Annotated in this window: 17 protein-coding genes and 2 pseudogenes; 15 read left to right on the top strand and 4 right to left on the bottom strand. The window is 56.0% G+C overall.

Translation table 11 applies throughout. From position 1 onward, the window contains the following. Positions 1–76: 76 nt before the first annotated feature. The 3 genes and pseudogenes from GFB49_RS20475 to tnpA all read right to left on the bottom strand — a co-directional run. Positions 77–331: pseudogene (locus tag GFB49_RS20475) on the bottom strand (transposase domain-containing protein); the annotation flags it as partial. Positions 332–369: 38 nt separating this feature from the next. Beyond that, the gene (tnpB, locus tag GFB49_RS20470) at positions 370–741 is read right to left on the bottom strand and encodes an IS66 family insertion sequence element accessory protein TnpB (RefSeq protein WP_343032655.1); all 372 of its coding nucleotides are present in this window, start codon (positions 739–741) and stop codon (positions 370–372) included. Continuing rightward, positions 738–1,088 (bottom strand): IS66-like element accessory protein TnpA, encoded by a 351-nt coding sequence (gene tnpA / locus GFB49_RS20465; RefSeq protein ID WP_153218080.1) that lies wholly within the window; start codon positions 1,086–1,088, stop codon positions 738–740. The genes tnpB and tnpA overlap by 4 nt, the downstream gene beginning before the upstream one ends. Before the next feature lie 135 nt (positions 1,089–1,223). On the opposite strand from tnpA, the gene GFB49_RS20460 reads away from it, so the two are divergent. From GFB49_RS20460 to GFB49_RS20400, 13 genes and pseudogenes are all read left to right on the top strand, one after another. Next, on the top strand, positions 1,224–2,300 hold the full coding sequence (locus tag GFB49_RS20460; protein WP_153218078.1) for an IS110 family RNA-guided transposase: 1,077 nt from the start codon (positions 1,224–1,226) through the stop codon (positions 2,298–2,300). 55 nt (positions 2,301–2,355) lie between these two features. After that, the gene (locus tag GFB49_RS20455) at positions 2,356–2,610 is read left to right on the top strand and encodes an integrase core domain-containing protein (RefSeq protein WP_194269432.1); all 255 of its coding nucleotides are present in this window, start codon (positions 2,356–2,358) and stop codon (positions 2,608–2,610) included. A 288-nt stretch (positions 2,611–2,898) separates the two neighbouring features. After that, a pseudogene (locus tag GFB49_RS20450) lies at positions 2,899–3,127 on the top strand (IS110 family transposase); the annotation flags it as partial. A 314-nt stretch (positions 3,128–3,441) separates the two neighbouring features. Continuing rightward, a complete protein-coding gene (locus GFB49_RS20445; RefSeq protein WP_153218074.1) occupies positions 3,442–4,329 on the top strand; it encodes an NAD(P)-dependent oxidoreductase in 888 nt (295 codons plus the stop codon). Between the two features lies 1 nt (position 4,330). Beyond that, the gene (locus GFB49_RS20440; protein ID WP_153218072.1) at positions 4,331–6,043 is read left to right on the top strand and encodes a dihydroxy-acid dehydratase; all 1,713 of its coding nucleotides are present in this window, start codon (positions 4,331–4,333) and stop codon (positions 6,041–6,043) included. After that, entirely contained in the window at positions 6,040–7,392 is a 1,353-nt protein-coding gene (locus tag GFB49_RS20435; RefSeq protein WP_153218070.1) for an NAD(P)H-dependent oxidoreductase, read from the top strand. The genes GFB49_RS20440 and GFB49_RS20435 overlap by 4 nt, the downstream gene beginning before the upstream one ends. 215 nt (positions 7,393–7,607) lie before the next feature. Then, the gene (locus GFB49_RS20430; RefSeq protein WP_153218067.1) at positions 7,608–8,609 is read left to right on the top strand and encodes a TRAP transporter substrate-binding protein; all 1,002 of its coding nucleotides are present in this window, start codon (positions 7,608–7,610) and stop codon (positions 8,607–8,609) included. Positions 8,610–8,674: 65 nt separating this feature from the next. After that, the gene (locus GFB49_RS20425) at positions 8,675–9,205 is read left to right on the top strand and encodes a TRAP transporter small permease (protein WP_153218065.1); all 531 of its coding nucleotides are present in this window, start codon (positions 8,675–8,677) and stop codon (positions 9,203–9,205) included. A gap of 5 nt (positions 9,206–9,210) precedes the next feature. After that, the gene (locus tag GFB49_RS20420) at positions 9,211–10,497 is read left to right on the top strand and encodes a TRAP transporter large permease (RefSeq protein WP_153218063.1); all 1,287 of its coding nucleotides are present in this window, start codon (positions 9,211–9,213) and stop codon (positions 10,495–10,497) included. Next, the gene (locus GFB49_RS20415) at positions 10,497–10,913 is read left to right on the top strand and encodes a VOC family protein (RefSeq protein ID WP_153218061.1); all 417 of its coding nucleotides are present in this window, start codon (positions 10,497–10,499) and stop codon (positions 10,911–10,913) included. Before GFB49_RS20420 ends, GFB49_RS20415 begins: the two co-directional genes overlap by 1 nt. Continuing rightward, positions 10,897–11,802 carry a LysR family transcriptional regulator gene (locus GFB49_RS20410; RefSeq protein ID WP_153218059.1) on the top strand — a complete coding sequence of 302 codons (906 nt, stop codon included), beginning with the start codon at positions 10,897–10,899 and terminating at the stop codon, positions 11,800–11,802. Before GFB49_RS20415 ends, GFB49_RS20410 begins: the two co-directional genes overlap by 17 nt. Positions 11,803–11,902: 100 nt before the next feature. Continuing rightward, entirely contained in the window at positions 11,903–12,283 is a 381-nt protein-coding gene (locus tag GFB49_RS20405; protein WP_153218056.1) for a VOC family protein, read from the top strand. A 322-nt stretch (positions 12,284–12,605) separates the two neighbouring features. Further along, the gene (locus tag GFB49_RS20400; RefSeq protein WP_232272164.1) at positions 12,606–13,352 is read left to right on the top strand and encodes a hypothetical protein; all 747 of its coding nucleotides are present in this window, start codon (positions 12,606–12,608) and stop codon (positions 13,350–13,352) included. A gap of 166 nt (positions 13,353–13,518) precedes the next feature. Here the strand turns inward: GFB49_RS20400 and GFB49_RS20395 are convergent, their stop codons facing one another. Beyond that, entirely contained in the window at positions 13,519–13,917 is a 399-nt protein-coding gene (locus GFB49_RS20395; RefSeq protein WP_040546033.1) for a MerR family transcriptional regulator, read from the bottom strand. Between the two features lie 91 nt (positions 13,918–14,008). On the opposite strand from GFB49_RS20395, the gene GFB49_RS20390 reads away from it, so the two are divergent. Then, positions 14,009–14,416, top strand: a complete 408-nt coding sequence (locus tag GFB49_RS20390) for a mercuric transporter MerT family protein (RefSeq protein WP_007803565.1) — start codon at positions 14,009–14,011, stop codon at positions 14,414–14,416. A 15-nt stretch (positions 14,417–14,431) separates the two neighbouring features. Beyond that, a complete protein-coding gene (locus GFB49_RS20385) occupies positions 14,432–14,734 on the top strand; it encodes a heavy-metal-associated domain-containing protein (RefSeq protein ID WP_040545980.1) in 303 nt (100 codons plus the stop codon). Positions 14,735–14,885 lie beyond the last annotated feature (151 nt).

Raw genomic sequence — 14,885 nt, 5'->3', positions numbered from 1 at the left:
ATCTCTTCCCAAAATTCTTCTTTTCCATAACCCAGTATCCTTACTTCTGGGTCTCCGGCAAACAAGGGGCGGTTCACTGCCCTTCGGCATCACCGTCAGGAACGTCTTCGCCGACAACCTGCGCTGCCGCTGTTTCTTCTTCCTCAAGCCTGAGCTGAAGCTGATCCAGACTTTCCGATTTTGATCCGAACCGGTGCCGGTTATGCCCCGCAAGCTGGTGTTCCAGCTTGGCAATTCTCAGCGCCTGCGACTTTACCAGATCAAGCAGCCCCTCCGCCGTCTCGCGGAGATCTTCGGGATCGGAAGGCAGTGTTTTGGGCGCATCCAGCATGGGCCGGAATATACCCCGGCTATGGCGGAATGGGAATCCTACGGCTCTGCAATTGCGGGATAATTCCCAGCGGTCAGTGGCTTCCAGGTCTTCTGCGGCAACCGCCAGTCAATTCCTTCCAGCAGCATCGACAACTGAGCTGGCGTCAGGCTGATCTTACCGTCTTTGGCTGCGGGCCAGACGAACCGGCCCCGTTCCAGCCGCTTGGAAAACAGGCACGCCCCCTGGCCATCCCACCAAATCACCTTCAGCAGATCCCCGCGCCGTCCGCGGAAAACAAACAAATGCCCGCAGAACGGATCTTCGGCCAGGACCTTCTCGGCCAAGGCCGACAAACCGCCAAACCCCTTGCGCATGTCTGTGACCCCGGCGGCCAGCCAGACCTTTGTGTTTGCCGGAACCGGGATCACGTCGAAAGCTTCCGGATCAAAGCAGCAAGCGCATCAGGATCAAAGCCGCCCTGAACCTTCAGCCGGTGGCCGTTGGCAAGCTCCACCTCGATCTGCGCACCGGCATCCGGCGGGGCTGAAGCAGGCTCAGCGTCCAGAACTTCAACCGGCAGGAAGCGGGGTACGTCCTGCTCCTCATCGGCCTCCGCCGCAAACCGCGGCTCTTTAAGCCAATTGAAGACCTGATTGGCATTCACATCGTAGCGCCGCGCAACTTGGGCAACCGATACACCAGCCACCCGCGTCTGCGCGCAAATCATGCGCTTCTCGTCTTCAGACCAAGTCCGCCGCCTGCGCCGCTTCGACATGTTCCACTCCGATAATGTCCATTTGTTCGCTAATGGACATTATCCCTCACTAACGATCACCGTCAGTGCGGGCAGGCCGGACGGTTACATTCTTTCCGGCGAAGTATGCCTGAAACTGCCGGAAAGGATGATCCCATGAACAAACCGAAGCAAACCATCCCAGTCGTGGGTGGGGTCGATACACACAAAGACCTCCACGTCGCAGCCGTTGTCGATGAGAATGACCAAGTGCTGGGAACCCAGAGCTTTGCCACAACGCGGCAAGGCTACAAGCTGATGCTGACATGGATGCGATCATTCGGAGACTTGCAACGGATTGGAGTTGAATGCACCGGCAGCTATGGCGCGGGACTTTTGAGATATATGCAGGTCGCGGGTGTGGACATCTTGGAGGTGACCGCACCAGACAAACTGGATCGAAGACGGCGTGGCAAGAACGATGACTTCGATGCACAAAGCGCTGCCCACGCGGCCTTCTCTAAGCGGCGCACGGTGACCCCGCGCAGTCGAGATGGCATGGTAGAATCCCTGCGCGTGCTGAAGGTTTGCCGCAAAACAGCCGTCCAAGCCCGGCGTGTTGCATTGCAGATCATTCAGACCACGATAGTTTGCGCGCCTCACCGTCTACGTGATCTTTTGCGCAACATGACCCGCATGCAATTGATCAGGACACTGGCAGCTTGGCGTCCGGATCTGAGCGGGTACCGGGATGTGGAAGAGGCTTACCGGATTGCGCTCAAATCGCTGGCACGTCGATACCTCGAACTGCACGATGAGATCGCCGATCTGGACGACCTGATTGAAGCAATCGTCACAGACCTTGCTCCAGACCTAATCGCATGCAGCGGGGTCGGGTTTAATAGCGCGGCTCAATTGTTGCTGACCGCAGGCGATAATCCTGAACGGCTCAAATCCGAAGCCAGCTTCGCTGCTTTATGTGGCGTCAGCCCGGTTCCGGCATCATCTGGCAAAACAACACGACACCGATTGAACCGAGGAGGCGACCGTGCCGCAAACAGTGCACTGCACATCATCGCAATTGGTCGGTTGCGCCTGGATCCGAAAACGCGAGAATACGTCGCGCGACGCACAGCTGAAGGCCATTCCAAGCTTGAAGCGATCCGTTGCCTGAAGAGATACATTGCACGCGAAGTCTTCAACATCATCGCGCGTCGCCACAAACAGATCAATCAGGCTCAGATTGCTGCTTGACACTTAGAAGGGCGTCCAAGGATCGCAGTTCACAGGTGCCGCCTGGATCAGCACTTTGACCGAGGCGGATGTCAAAATCTCAATGGATGGGCGCGGCCGGTATCTCGACAACATCTTCATCGAACGGCTGTGGCGATCCCTCAAACAGGAGGCCGTCTATCTGCATGAATTGCAGGATGGCTTCCAAGTCAAACGCGTGATCAAAGACTGGATTGGGTTCTACAACTCTGAGCGTCCTCACACAGCCCTCGACACGCGAACACCAGACAGCGCATTCTTTGACACAGAACCAACCCAAAAGGCGGCATGAACCCAACCAGATTACATCTTAGTTGAGCCGCAAAGCTGTACAGAAAAGCAGGACCACTTCACTGCTAGGGCTTTCCAGGTGCGATGTAATGCCAATCGATGCTCGTATCCTGAACCCATTTGAGGATCGCCATGAAGGTGAACTCAGTTCCGTAACACCTCCGGAATGATGCTGTTCAAGAGGATATGATTGCCTGCGCAGCCCTCAAATAGCGCAGCAGTTGATCATAGCTGGGTCTCAGGTCCCTACAGTGGTTTTGCACAAACCGCACCGCAAAGGAGACCGACTATGACCGAGACCAATATTACACAGATCACGCCTGTTTTGGTTGCCATCGACATTGCAAAATCGCGCCACGAAATTTTGGTCGCCATTCCGGGCAAGAAGCCGCGGCGGCGTTTGACCGTTTTAAATCAGCTTGAGGACTTCAATCGTTTGATCGCAATGCTGTCAGCTTATGACAGGCAGTCCCGTTCGCGTGGCATTCGAGGCAACCGGTAACTACCATCGAACTGTCCGTCGTCAGAGTTTTTGGAACCAAAGGCCGGCTAGACGGTTCCATGCCACCATACTTCGATTTTTATTTATAGAATGTCAGCCGTCTTCTCACCGGCTTCCTGTTCCTTGATCATCGCAATGATCTGTTCGTCTGTGAAACGTGTCTTCATTTTTTCCGTCCTTTTGTTGGGCGGACTCCACACAAATCTGGAGGAGTTTTAGGGGCTCAGGTCAACACCGTTATCTTCGATCGGGTCCTTCTCGATTTGGAATGCCACACCACCGGAATGACAATGCTAGTCCTGCTTCAAGCTTACAATGAAGGAGGTCGACATGCGATTTGGATTTGTCGGATTGGGTCAGATGGGTGCGCCGATGGCAGCCAACCTAGCTGGCTCAAACAACGTAAAGGTGTTTGATCTCAGCGATGACGCTATGAATGCCGCCGCCGAAGCGGGTGCATCAAAGGCAAATAGCGCTGCGGATTTCTCAGATGTGGATGTGCTGATCACCTGCTTGCCAAGTGGTGGAATCGTGGAAAAGTCCCTGTTCGATCCCGAACATGGGATCACGCAGCATCTTTCAGCCGACACAATTGTTGTCGATACCTCGACCATAGAGTACGGGCTGACGCTCAGCATTGGCAGGCGTCTTTCAGCCCTCGGGTTGCGTTTTCTCGATGCACCGGTCTCTGGCATGTGGAAGCGAGCCCAGGCGGGCACGTTGACGATGATGATTGGAGGCGACGGCGAGATTGTCGAAACGCTAAGGCCAGCCTTGGCAACAATGTCGAACCGCATCCTGCACACTGGCGCTGTTGGCTCAGGCCAGCTCACCAAACTGATCAATCAGCTTCTCTTCGATATCAATGCGGCAGCCCTAGCGGAAATCCTGCCGATGGCAAAGAAGCTGGGACTTGATCCGGAAAACACTGCTGAGGTGGTGAACTCGGGAACTGGCCGCAGTTATGCGTCGGAATATTTCATCCCCCAGATCCTCGAGGGCAAGTTTGACACCGGCTACCCGCTGCAAGCGGCCTACAAGGATCTGATCAGCGGTGCTGAGATCTCGGCCCGTTATCAAATTCCGGCACCGGTTCTGGCCGCTGCCACCACCACATATCAGCAAGCTTTGTTGGAAGGGCATGGCGCGAAAGACAAGGGCGCAATGGTGCTGGTTTATGAACGACTGCTTGGCATCGATTGCCGGAAGGAGGAATAGAATGTCTGAAGGAAAAGGTATTCAGGGTGGGCTGACAAACTACGGAGATAAGGACTTCGCATCTTATCTCCGCCGTTCATTCGCCCGCTCTATGGGCCTGTCGCGGGAAATGCTCGACAAACCGATTGTCGGGATCGCCATGACCCCTTCGGGCTTCAACAACTGCCACAGAGCGATGCCTGAGCTGGTCGAAGCTGTCTCTCGCGGTGTGCTGGCTGCAGGGGCCTTACCTCGACCGTTCCCAACGGTATCGCTTGGCGAAGTCTTTCTGAACCCGACCAGCATGGTCTACCGGAACCTCATGTCCATGGACACCGAAGAGATGGTACGTGCGCAACCGATGGATGCTGTCGTCCTGATCGGCGGTTGCGACAAGACTGTTCCGGCACAGCTGATGGGTGCAGCGTCTGCCGACATACCGACCGTGCAACTTGTGACCGGGCCGATGATGACCGGTCGCCATAAGGGGGAACGCCTGGGCGCCTGCACCGACTGCCGCCGTTTTTGGGGTAAGTTCCGTGCCGGTGAGGTAGAAGGTGAAGAGATCGCGGAGATCGAAGGACGGCTGGCGACAACGGCCGGCACCTGCGCCGTTATGGGAACAGCGAGCACCATGGCGTGCATCGCAGAAACACTTGGCATGTCATTGCCCGGTACAGCGGCTATTCCATCTGTTCACGCAGACAGGCTCGTTGCAGCTGAGGAATGCGGCAAGCTGGCGGTTAATCTGATCCAGAATCCTCGTAAACCGAGCGAGGTCATCACCGAGAAGTCGGTAGAGAACGCTTTCCGCGTGTTGATGGCCGTCAGCGGGTCTACCAATGCCATCGTCCACCTTACAGCTGTAGCCGGTCGTCTCGGCATCCGGATTTCACCCGAACGCCTCAACGAAATCTCGGACGAAACACCGGTTTTGGTTGACCTGAAGCCAGTTGGGGAAGGGTATATGGAAGATTTCTATGCCGCTGGCGGTGTCGGAGCTGTCTTGCGTGAGATCCGCCACCTCCTGCACCTCGATACGGTGGATGTGACAGGGCAAACCCTGGCCGAGCGTCTAGACGACGAACCTGAATGGGTTGACCGCCGAGTGATCCGGTCGTTTGACGATCCTGTTTCAAATGAGGGCGGATTGATCAGCCTATATGGGAACATCGCGCCTCAGGGGGCCATATTCAAACGGGCGGCGGCGACACCGGAACTCTTTGAAGTCGAGGGCCGTGCCATAGTCTTTGAAAGCCTGGAGGATCTGGCGAAGCGCGTCGACGATCCGGATCTCGATATTGAGGCCAATGACATCATGGTTCTGAAGAATGCAGGACCAGTGGCCGCGGGAATGCCGGAAGCCGGATATTTGCCGATCCCGAAGAAACTGGCGCGTAAGGGTATCAAGGATATCGTGCGAATTTCAGACGCGCGGATGTCTGGCACGGCTTTCGGAACCATCGTTCTTCATATGTCACCCGAGTCCGCGGTTGGCGGGCCGTTGGCTGCTGTCGAGAATGGTGATCGTGTACGTCTCTCGGTCGCTGACAAGCGCATCGATCTGCTGGTCGATGACGCCGAGATCGCCCGCCGTCTCGAACAGCACAAGCGCCCGGAGTTGCAAAATCGGGGTTATCGCGGGCTTTACAGCCGGACGGTTCTGCAGGCCGACGAAGGCTGCGATTTCGATTTCCTCACGCAAGAAGGCTGGTCCAAGGAGAACGCCGAATGAACCTCTTTACGAAACTTCAGGAGCGCGCAGCGAGTGGCCAGCCGGTTCTTGTGGGAATGATCGGTGCGGGTAAGTTTGGCACGATGTTTCTTGCACAGGCACTTCGATTGAAGGGGATTCATATCGTTGGTGTCGTTGATCTGCATCCTGATGCTGCCAAATCCAATATGAAGCTCGTTGGCTGGGATGCTGCGGCTTACTCAGCATCCAGCCTGGATGATGCGGCAACATCAGGCGCAACCTTCGTCGGCGATGATTGGGAAGCGCTGACAGCGCATCCGAAAATTGAAATAATCATTGAATGCACAGGGAACCCGATCGCAGCCGTCACGCACTGCCTCAAGGCGTTCGAGAACGGCAAGCACATCATCAATGTAACAGTTGAAGCAGACGCATTTGTTGGGCCTGGCTTGGCCAATAAGGCTCGCGAAGCCGGTGTGATCTACAGCATGGCATATGGAGATCAGCCGGCGCTTGCCAGTGACCTGGTTGATTGGGCGCGGGGCTGCGGTTTCAGCGTCGTTGCGGCTGGTCGTGGCCACAAGTGGATGCCGCATTACCGGCAGTCGACGCCTGAAACCGTGTGGGATCATTGGGGTTTGACGAAAGAGCAAGCAGAGCGCGGTCGGCTGAACCCTAAAATGTTCAATGCTTTTTTGGACGGCTCGAAGCCAGCCATTGAAAGCGCGGCCATCGCCAATGTGTGCGGGTTGGATGCCCCTGAAAACGGCCTGGTCTTCCCTTCGGGTGGGATCGATGACGTTCCAAATCTGGCGCGGCCGCGCTCGGAGGGCGGGGTGCTGGATCACAAGGGTATGGTGGATGTCATCTCTTGCCTCACACCAGAAGGCGAGCAGATCCCGCATGACATCCGGAAGGGGGTTTGGGTCTGTTTTGAAGGGGACACTGAGTATCTGCGCAACTGCTTTGAAGAGTATAAAGTCGTGACTGACGACAGCGGACGCTACATGTGCAACTACAAGCGCTGGCACCTGATCGGGCTGGAGCTCGGGATCTCGGTCGCATCAGTGGGTATTCGCAAGGAGCCCACAGGGGCGGCACATGAATTCCGCGCCGATGTCGCGGCCATCTCGAAGCGCCAGCTGAAGAAGGGCGAAATCCTTGACGGAGAGGGCGGGTACACCGTGGCCGGTGGTCTACGTCCTGCATCGATCTCTGTTACTGAGGGCTATGTGCCGCTCGGTCTGGCTCAAAATGTCACTTTGATCAGAGATGTTCCTGAAGGTCAGCCGGTCAAATGGAGTGACGTGCAGGCAGACACGAACACGGACGCTTACCGTTTGCGGCGGGAAGTGGAGGCTAGTATCTCAAACAACCGAGCAGCCTAGACGAAACTTAGTAGAGAGATTCACAGGAATTCGGGCGGCGCACTAATGCGCCGCCCGTTGTCATTCTTTCTAGACCGCAACATAGATATCAACCAGCTGATAAGTATAAAAATAATGTACATCGCGAAATGCGATGGCTCCGTTATCGAACCAATTCTGGGCAGATAGCAGGTTTCGCCTGATCCTCCTGACCATAGAATTTTCGGGAGGAAACCATGAACTTCACACGACGCTCTGCGCTCAAAACTCTTGCTGCGGCAACGGCTACAGCTGCATTGGCAACACCTGCTCTCGCGCAAAATAAGATTACCATTCAGGTCAATACGACCATGAAACCGGGCGGCTCAGAAGAAGCCGGTATCACGCGCTTCAAGGCCGCGCTTGAGGAATTGGCTCCGGGCCGCTTTGAGGTTGTTCCGTTCTTGAGCGGCCAGCTCGGGGGTGAAAATGCCGTCCTTGAACTACTGAACATCGGTGAGACCCAGATCTCCCTGACAGGTGGCAACTGGCGCGCTCAGTACGCACCTGACTATGATCCGATCTCAATCCCGTTCCTGTTCCCGAACGGCGCGGCTGTCGAAGCCTTCATGGCCAGTGACTCTGGCAAGGCTTTGCAACAGCGCGGCATCGATCAGGGTGGTATCGTAGAGATGGGCGCTCAGATGCGCGCTCCGCGCCATATGACCTCGAATAAGGCCATAACGACGCCTGATGATCTCGATGGTTTCCGGCTGCGTCTGCCGAGCATTCCTGTCTGGGTGGATGTTTGGAGCGGTCTGGGCGCACAAACTGTCGTTGTGCCCGCCACAGAGATCTACCTTGCAATGCAGACCGGCCAGGTCGATGGCCATGAGAACTCTCTCGTCTCGCCATTCTCGCGTAAGCTCTATGAGGTGCAATCGCATCTCATCATGACCGGCCACGTGCATTTCCCATGGCATTGGGTTGCATCCAACTCCTGGTTCTCAGGCCTTTCCGATGAAGACCAGGCCGTTGTCCGTGCAGCCGTCGAAATTGCGCGTACTGAAGGCACTGCTGTCGAAGCGCAGAAGGATGTGTTCTATCTCGACGAGCTCAAGAAAAAAGGCATGACCGTGGTTGAGCCCGATGTGGCGGCATTCAAGGCCAAGGCACAGCCCGCTATCGACAATGCAATGTCATCACTGGCTGACGGTGTGATCGAAGACGTGCAAAACGCGATCGCTGCAAATTCGTAACCTCCCTGAAACTGGACGCCCGTCTTTATGGCGGGCGTTGTTTTATAAGCGCAGGGGGAAACCACATGCAGCTTGAAGATGAAAACACGGACGCTGCGGCGATCCAGACACGCAACTTGGGACGTGTCGAAAAGACGCTGGTAAAGATCACGGATCTGTTCTCGGGCTTCATGCTGCTGGGGCTTGTTGGATTGCTGGTCCTGTCGATCCTGTCGCGCGATGTCATTCGCTTTCCCGTTCCGTGGCTCGAAGAAATCGCCACGCTGATCACGATCTACGCCGTTGCCTTCGCCTCGATCGGCGCGTGGTCTCGCGGGGCCCACATCGCCGTGGAACTGGTGCCTATGGCCATCAAAGGCGTCTGGCATTCGCGCTACGCGCTCTTTCTGCAAATCCTGTCGATTGTATTCCTGATGCTTGCCGCTTGGGGAGCCGCCGAGATGATGCAGCGAAGCGCCAACAACCGCACAACGGCTCTCTCAATGAGTTTTTCGATTTACTATGGGGGACTGTTGCTCGCTTTCGCAGGTATGGTCTTTACATCTCTTCTCCGACTTGTCGGTGAGTTTTTCGACAAGCCAAAACAGGAAGGGTAGAGATAATGGAAATCTTCTTACCGTTTGTTGGTGGCCTGATCTTTTTCATGGCATTGGGTCTGCCGGTCTTTGTTGCACTAGGGGCAACCTGTCTTCTCGCTTTAGCGATGACATCCGCATCCGGTGGCTTGCCGGTGGAGCTGATGTCTCTGAAGATCACTCAGACGCTCAACAGTTTCCCGCTGCTGGCAATCCCGCTCTTCATCCTTGCGGCAAACCTGCTCAACCGAGGAAGTGCCACGACGCGGATTTTTGACTTTGCCAATGTCATGGTCGGGTTTGTCCGTGGGGGGCTGGGGCACGTGAACGTGGTGGCCTCAATGATTTTCGCCGGCATGTCTGGCACAGCGTCCGCTGACGCTGCAGGCCTTGGCGCGTTGGAAATCCGGGCTATGCGGGAAAAGGGCTATGACCTGAAGTACAGCACCGGCATCACAGCGGCATCCAGCGTGATTGGGCCAATCATTCCGCCAAGCGTCGCCATGCTTGTCTATGGCTGGCAGGCAGATGTGAGTGTCGGGGATCTGTTTCTTGCTGGATTTGTACCTGGTGTCCTGATGGCCGTGTTGTTGATGGCGACGACGTTTATCATGTCGTACAAAATCGATATGCCGACGCGCCCGCTGCCAACAGCGCGCGAGGTGTTTGAAACCGGCCACCGGGCCGTGCTTCCAATGCTGACACCGTTGATCATCGTAGGGGGCATATGGAGTGGCATTTTCTCACCCACCGAAGCCGGAGCGGTGGCCTGTGCTTACGCGATCGCGCTCGGCGTGTTTGTCTACCGCGATGTAAAGATCAAAGAGCTGTTCCAGGTCTTTGTGCAAAGCATGGAGTTCAGTGCCGTCATTCTGCTGATTATCGCGATCTCAGGTTTCTATGGCTGGTTGCTGGTGCGCCTACAGGTGCCGCAAGCTTTGGCTGCCGGTCTGGTCGCTATGGATCTGCACACGACGATCCTTCTGTTGATCCTGATGGTGTTCTTCATCTTGGTCGGCTGCTTCATGTCTGTGATCGAGAGTGTGTTGATCCTGACGCCTATTCTGGTTCCGGCCGTCGCCGCATCAGGAGTGGACCCGCTGTTCTTTGGCGTGTTTATGGTGATCACACTATCGGTTGGGGTGATAACGCCGCCATTTGGGACGGTCCTCTATATTCTTGTTCCGATCACGGGAATGCGGTTTGAAAAGGTCGTGCTATCGGTCCTGCCGTTCCTGATCCCGATCCTTGCAACCATCCTGCTGGTGCTGTTCTTCCCGCAGATCGTCTTGATCCTGCCAAGGCTGTTCTAATGGGGAAGCCACACCGCATCGCGTGGGCAGCACTGGATCACGCAGTGATCACTTGCGCCGACATCGAGAAGTCCGTCGCCTTTTATGGCGGCGGGCTCTGCATGGCGATCAACCGGTTGGATGATGGCCGTGTCGAAGCGACGTTCGGGCGCTGCAAGCTCAATCTTCAGCCCAACAATCGGCACTACGGGCCGCCCAAAAATGCTGGAAGGTCTTGGTCTGCAAATATTTGTTTGCTGGTCGAGCATGGCCTTTCTCATGTAGAATCCCACCTTAAAGAGATAGGTCTCCGCATAGAAGAAGGACCCGTGGAGCGCGTCGGCGCTCAAGGCACAATCCTTTCGCTGTATTTGTACGATCCGGACGGCAATCTCATTGAGATAAGTGAGTACCTGAGCCATGCGGAAAAGATTTGACCTTGTAACCCTCGAACTCTTCGTGGCCGTCGCCACTTCGAAGAGCATAGCGCAGGCCGCTGCAACTGAGAACATCGCCGCGTCCGCCATCAGCAAGCGGATATCTGATTTTGAAGCCCAGGTTGGTACTGCTCTTTTTTACAGACAGCAAAAAGGCGTTGCCCTCACGCCTGCTGGCGAAGAAATGTTTCGCCATGCCAAAGACCTGCAGCGTCTGTTAGATCGTATCGGCGATCATATGAGCGACTTTGCGCAAGGCTTGCGTGGAACTGTGCGGATCGCGGCCAATACGTCTGCGATTACACAGTTTTTGCCCGAGGATTTGGCGCTGTTTGTGGCGGATCATCCCGACATGCGGATCGATCTCACCGAGCAAACGTCAGATGAAATTGTGATGGCCGTCCGCGATGGTATTGCAGATGTCGGCATTTTCTCCGGCATGATCCCAAACCCGGATCTCGACGTGTTCACCTATCGCAGGGATACACTTGTTGTCCTGACGCCAAAAGGTCATCCGCTTGGGACAGACGGGCCCGTTTCGTTCAACGAATTCTCAACACATGATCTTGTCGGCCTTCAGAAGGGAAGTTCTCTGCAGGCCTTCATCGAGAAGCGCGCCGCAGAGCAAGAGTTGGAGCTGAGAACGCGGGTTGAAGTCCTCAGCTTTGATGGAGTGCGACGCATGGTCGAAGCGGGTCTTGGCATCGCAATATTACCGCTTGGAGCCGTGGAGCCGTACCTGACGGCCTCTAACCTGCGGATGGCCCCTGTGGCGGATAGCTGGGCTGAACGCACATTGAAGGTAGCCGTGCGTGATGCTGAGGCACTATCGCGGCCTATCAGATCGCTCATGGTCCATCTGACCAGTGAGTTCCCCGAGGCCTCTTAGTCCCGGCATCTGGAATTGAGATGGGGTCTGTCGTCATTGATCAATGGATTAGGACGAGGGCAAACACCTATTTTGTCTGCAAGAGTAAGGAGACCAAGCAATGCAAATTGATCGCGTGGATCATTTCGTCCTGACAGTCGCCTCGATCGATGCGACCTGTGACTTCTATTCAAAGGTTCTGGGAATGGAGGTGACGGAGTTTGCAGGAGGGCGGAAGGCGCTTTCGTTTGGGGCGCAAAAGATCAACCTTCACCAACACGGTAACGAATTTGAGCCCAAATCCCTGACACCGACACCAGGAAGCGGCGATTTTTGCCTGGTCTCGGCTGTCCCGATTGCTGAAGTTGTCACGCATCTCGAAAACTGTGGCGTCGAGATCGAAGAAGGTATCGTTCCACGCACAGGCGCAACCGGCCCCATCAAGTCCGTGTATCTGCGCGATCCGGATCAGAACCTAGTCGAAATATCAGAATACACATAGGCAATTGAGCGAAAAAAGCAGGGATTTATTTGGACTATTCGATCGCCCGTGCAGCGAGATACTCCATTGTCGCTATTTCCGGCGGAGTGGACCTTTCAAGCCATGGTTTTCTAAGACCCCCGCGCCTACGTATCAAGTCTAGGGGCACGACTTTGCGAACTCCTGGCGCTGCTTTAAACGATAATACAGATGTCGAACAGGTGTATCTCCAAGCGAGGATAGTTCAAATTTTAACATAAACTTCATTATGCGACGTTATACTTAGTGTTGCGATAGTATATTTTCGTATGTATGCTGAAGCCTGTCACAGAGGGCCCTCAGTATGCACCATCTATTCAAGAAGCTCCTCCCCTCGGTCGCAGTTGCCTTAACCGTGACAGGCCTTTCGCTGCCGATGCCCGTCCGCGCGCAGACATACCCGATCGATTGCGCGATCCTCTTGTGCTTGTCTGGCGGCTGGCCTGCTTCCGTACCATGCGCCAGGGCTCGAGCCGAATTCATCCGACGCATTACCCCTTGGCCGGTGGAACCGCCGCTTCAAATCTGGCGCTGTCCCATGGGTGCGTCCTTTGAGACCGTTCCGGCAGCAAACAGTGCAGACCGCATCTTTGATGCGTTCTTCCAGAACAACAGCACTGGACCGCGACAATCATTTCCAGCGCGCAATACCGCTGATCCAACTATGGCTGCTGGACGCATTCCAGAAGCACCTAGTGACTTCGTTCCTGCCGACCAGGCCCTCCGGCTCATTCAAGATCGCGCGGACATCGATATCAGCGGACCTGAGTTCAATTTCGTACGTTCCATCCGCGTCTTTGATGTCCGGTATGCGCGGCAACACGAATCCGGTCGTGATGGTGACTGCAATCGTAGCGCCACCGTGGTCCTAGGCACATATGGGACGCAAGGTGACTTCGCCTGGCAGAGGTCTTCCATAACCGCCCTACCCTCCGCCCATATCGGCCTCGAACGCTGGGGCCAGAATTGCCCCAGCATCTATCACCGTTCTGTCTTCGTCGACTGGCGTGACTATGAAGGGAACTACGGCTTTGAGCAGGTGAACTACTAGCGCCGACAAAGACAGCGTTGGCATTCATTCGTGTCGGCCCAAGTGCTCGGAGCTACTCAATCACCGGTCGTTCGCTGCTGTCGATGTCAAGGTCAGCTGAGCGGACTTTTCGGGCTTTCGCTGCGCCGTTCACGAAGGTCCGTTGCCCCCTCTTCTTTAGGGTGGACTAAGCATCAAGCAACGCATCGATCACCGCGCATTCTGGGGCAGCATCGCCGGTGCATCGCGCAACAGTGTCCGACAGGACGCGCTCGATGCGCTGCAGATCGGCAATCTTGGCCTGAACGTCAGTCAGATGATCTTCGGCGATGATCTGCACCTCGGCGCATGTCCGGGATCGGTCATCGACCAGCCCAAGCAGCCCGCGAACCTCTTCGAGAGAAAAGCCTAGATCGCGGGACCGCATGACGAATTTCAGCCGCTTGACGTGGGCATCGTCGTAGCTTCGGTAGCCCTTCGTACTGCGCGGCGGGTCCGGCATGATCCCGATTTTCTCGTAATAGCGAATGGTTTCCAGGTTGCAGCCCGTTGCGCGGGCCAAATCGCCCCGCCGAATTGATCTCACGCTTGTGTTACTCATTGTGCCGAAAAATCCCTTGAGCCTGTATCAACTACAGACCCTAGAACGGTGGAAACATCTGTTCAAGGAAGATTCGATGGAACAACATTTGGCGGAACTTCCGCAATCTCAGTCGCAGAAAATTGGCGACGAAACCACCAAGGGATGGGGCGTGACCGGCCTCGGCGTCCTCGGTGCGCTGGCGATGACTTCTTGCTGCATCCTTCCATTGGTGCTGGTCAGCTTTGGCGTGACAGGCGTGTTCATCGCGCAGCTCGGGGCGCTCTATGCCTACAAATGGTACACCTTCGCGCTGAGCGCCGCGTTTTTGGGATACGGCTTCTACAAGGCTTACAAGCCTGTAGATGCCGAGGCCTGTGCCGATGGCACCTGCGCCCGCCCCATCGACCGCCGCATCATGCGCGCAACCCTCTGGGCCGCTTCCGCGATTGTCGCTGTCGCCATGATCTTTCCCTACATCACCCCCTTCATCCTGAAATTCTGAACGAGGACCATGACCATGAAGCATCTCCTGTTATCCGCCCTGGCCATCGTCGCACTCTCGACCCCGGCCCTCGCTGAAGAGCGCCAGGTCGAGATCGCCGTCAGCGAACTGACATGCCCGTCCTGTTCGTTCATTGTTGCCAGCTCGATGCGCGGTGTTCCGTCGGTCGAGATCGCCGCATTCGAGGACGGCCCCGAATACGGGCAGGGTGTTTACAGCGTGACCTACGATGACGCCGAAACTTCCATCGAAAGCATCATCGGCGCGGTGACGGCCAATGGCTATCCGGCGCAGGTGTTGCCCGACACAGCCTCCTGAGCCGCCTGCAATGCGTGACAATCTGATGGGTGGCCTGCTGGCCTTCGGAATAGCAGCTCTGGTCGTGGTCGTCTGCTGCGGCGGCGGAACTGCCGTGCTTGCAGCGTTGTTCGGCGGCGTTGGGGCTTGGCTCTCTGGAATGAGTGGCATT

It is taken from the genome of Tritonibacter litoralis, from assembly GCF_009496005.1.
GTDB lineage: Bacteria > Pseudomonadota > Alphaproteobacteria > Rhodobacterales > Rhodobacteraceae > Epibacterium > Epibacterium litoralis.
The sequence above is the reverse complement of the archived record's forward strand: the minus strand, read 5'-3'. Positions and strand labels throughout refer to the sequence as shown.